The following is a 2,020-nucleotide window of genomic DNA, read 5'->3' on the forward strand; positions in this document are numbered from 1 at the left end:
CCATCCCCAACCGGTGTCGCCGCTGCAGCAACAACGCCCTCTCGTTGGAGATGGGTATAAAATATCTGAGGTTTTGAGAGTGGGGATAAGTTTTGTTTTATGCGCTCCCCCTCGCCCTTTGGGAGAGGGGTCGGGGGTGAGGGCTGAAGGCGGCAAAAGCTTATTTTGCTTAGAGGCTTAGATTAGGCCGGAATAATTAAATTATTGCGAGCGTAAGCCCTCACCCCCGCCCCCTCTCCCAGAGGGAGAGGGGAGAGCAGCAGCAACTGGGACACGCCGCTTCCCCGTTTACGGGGAAGCTGGCCTCGAAGCGGACTGAAGGGGCTTTTCCATCTGGACCTATTTTGGTGCAACCTACGTTCCACCAAAATAGATCATCGAGCATGCCCGCGACATCTGGGTCGTCAAGTGCGCAGCTTTGCTGCGTCGCTAAGCGATCCGTTTTCAGAGAAAACGGACACTTGACTACCCAGAGGTCGCAAGAACAATTGAGACAGCGGTTTGGTGAGACAGAAGGATCACCAAAACGCTTCTAGATAGAAACCCCACCAAAAGGACCGCGCAGCACAAGCTGCGCCTGCCGCCGCGATGACAAGCGCAACTTTTGTTGCGCGCTCCGTTCCCCCGAACGATGTCATCCCCGCCGAAGCGTCAGCGAAGAGCGGGGACCTCAGTGAGTTTGTGCGTTCCCCTTCGCCGCCCTCGGCGGACATCGGCGCATGCGCCGAAACCCCATGAATGGCGAAGGGACTGAAGTGGTCTTAAGCAGCGCCCCACACTGGCAGCGCCATCGCCGGAAACACCCCCGCGAGACCCAGTGCGATGTCTTCACGATCTGGGGCTGTCATGGCGTGGAAACCGATGGGTAGGCCGTCGATCAGGCCCATGGGCGCGCTGATGGCGGGCAGGTCACCGACATTGGCGTACATGGTGGCATAGGCTTGATCCACGGGCGGGCCGACGTCGTGGTCAAAGGCGACATGCGAGACAGTCGGGCTGATGATGCCCGCCAATCCCTCGCGAGCCAAACAGGCGCGCAAGCGCTCTTTGGCCAAAGCGATCGTCTCATAGGCCTGATCCAAGCGGGCTTGTGGCGAATTTTTGCCATAGAGCAGCATGGCGCGAAATTCTTCTGTTAAGCCTGACTTTGGGTCGGATAGTTCGGCGGCCCATTCGCGTGCGCCTTCAATCTCGCATACCAAAAGGCTGGCCAAAACCACGTCGATATCAGAGAAGCCCAAAGCGAGATCGACTTCGACCACTTCCGCGCCCGCACTGCGGAGGCGTTGGCAGGCTGCATCAAACACCGGCTGAACCAGCTGCGGGTTGGCTACACGGTCTCGGGCGACGGCAAAGCGAAGGCCCTGCATGGAGGCAAGGGGTGCAGGTGCCCCTAAGGCATTCGCGACCGCCCAAAGTGTTTCGGCATCCTTGGCCAAAGGGCCCACTTGATCCAATGTCGTCGATAAGGGGACAATGCCGCTTTGGGAAACCAAGCTCCCCGAGGGCTTCCAGCCATACACACCGCAATAGGAGGCGGGCAGGCGGATAGAGCCCATCGTGTCCGTGCCCAATGCTGCATCGACAAGCCCTGCGGCAATCGCAGCACCCGATCCACCCGACGAGCCACCGGGCGAAAAATTAGGCCGCCAAGGATTGATACAGCGGCCATAGGCCTTGTTATCGGTCGTGGCACCCAAAGCGCCTTCATGCATATTCAGTGTACCGACGATCTGTGCGCCCGCGGCCCGCAGCGTGGCTACCACTGGCGCATCTTCCGCCGCAATCGCATGTCGACGCGCCTCTGATCCTGCCGTGTTGGCGAGGCCTTTTACGGCAATATTGCCTTTGACCCCAAGCCGAAGGCCCGCCAAAGGTCCATCACCCAAGGGCGGTGTATCGTCAAAGTCGATGAAGGCTTTGAGGGCCTGATTGGCGGCAAGAAAAGTCGAATGATCCATCAGCGGTGATCTAGCAGGCGAATGGGCTTTTGTCTGGACTCAATCTGGGTCAAAGCAGC

The 2,020-nt window shown here is 58.9% G+C and carries 1 protein-coding gene; it reads right to left on the bottom strand.

What is annotated here, in order from left to right:
- Positions 1–761: 761 nt before the first annotated feature.
- Complete coding sequence (locus ACOVRA_RS03825) at positions 762–1,961, bottom strand: amidase (RefSeq protein WP_421719138.1); 1,200 nt, start codon at positions 1,959–1,961, stop codon at positions 762–764.
- Positions 1,962–2,020: the final 59 nt, after the last annotated feature.

This window comes from Aquidulcibacter sp. (assembly GCF_049239865.1).
In the GTDB taxonomy this organism is placed as follows: Bacteria; Pseudomonadota; Alphaproteobacteria; order Caulobacterales; family Aquidulcibacteraceae; genus Aquidulcibacter.